The following is a 1,179-nucleotide window of genomic DNA, read 5'->3' as shown; positions in this document are numbered from 1 at the left end:
CAACCATATGACATGAAAGAAATCATTAACTCAATTGTTGATAACCATGAGTTCTTTGAAATTCATGAATTGTTTGCATCAAACATAATTGTAGGTTTTGGAAGATTCAATGGAAAAGTTGCAGGAGTTGTTGCAAACCAACCATTAAACTTGGCAGGCGCATTAGATATTGATTCATCAAACAAGGCTGCTCGATTTATTAGATTCTGTGATTCATTTAACATTCCAATAATAACTCTAGTAGATACTCCTGGATACATGCCAGGTTCTAATCAAGAGCATAACGGAATCATTCGACACGGTAGCAAGTTGTTATTTGCATATTGCGAAGCTACTGTACCAAAGATTACTTTGGTTATTGGCAAAGCTTATGGCGGTGCTTACATCGCAATGGGAAGCAAAAATCTCAGAACTGATATCAACTATGCATGGCCAACAGCACGATGTGCAGTATTAGGTGCAGAAGCCGCAGTGAAAATTATGAATAGAAAGGACTTAGATGCTGCAAAGGATCCTGAGGCACTCAAAAAAGAACTAATTGATAACTTTGCAGAAAAATTCGATAATCCATACGTTGCAGCATCTCATGGAACTGTAGATACTGTAATTGACCCAGCTGAGACCCGACCAATGTTGATTAAAGCACTAGAAATGCTTGCAAACAAACGAGAAAAACAACTTCCAAGAAAACATGGAAACATTAACCTGTGATTAATCATGATTGAGAAAGTACTAATTGCAAACAGAGGAGAAATTGCTCTTAGAGTAATTAGAACCTGTAAAGCCCTAGGAATCAAAACTGTTGCAGTTTATTCTGATGAAGATTACAATTCATTGCATGTAAAAAAGGCAGATGAATCATTTCATATTGGTGAGGCAGCGCCTGCAAAATCCTATCTTAATCAAGAAAAAATCCTTGAAGTAATGTTATCTTCTGGTACAGACGCAGTTCATCCAGGTTATGGATTTCTTTCAGAAAATGATGACTTTGCAAGATTATGTGAGAAAAATAAAATCAATTTCATAGGACCTTCCGCAGATTCAATGAATCTTTGTGGAGACAAGATGGAATGCAAAGAAGCAATGTTAAAAGCTAAAGTCCCAACAGTACCTGGCAGTCCTGACTTAGTAAAAGATGTAGAAGAAGCAACAAAAATTGCAAATGATATTGGTTATCCT

General features: G+C 36.5%; 2 protein-coding genes. Both read left to right on the top strand.

All coding sequences use genetic code 11. The annotated features are described in order from the left end of the window. Window positions 1-711 (top strand): acyl-CoA carboxylase subunit beta (locus C6988_RS09350; protein ID WP_272488189.1); only part of this gene is annotated, 711 nt, incomplete at its 5' end. Between the two features lie 6 nt (window positions 712-717). After that, window positions 718-1,179: biotin carboxylase N-terminal domain-containing protein (locus C6988_RS09345; protein WP_272488188.1), on the top strand; the 462-nt coding region annotated here is incomplete at its 3' end.

The organism is Nitrosopumilus sp. b1 (assembly GCF_014078545.1).
Taxonomy (GTDB): Archaea; Thermoproteota; Nitrososphaeria; order Nitrososphaerales; family Nitrosopumilaceae; genus PXYB01.
This window is presented reverse-complemented; position numbering and strand designations above follow the sequence as displayed.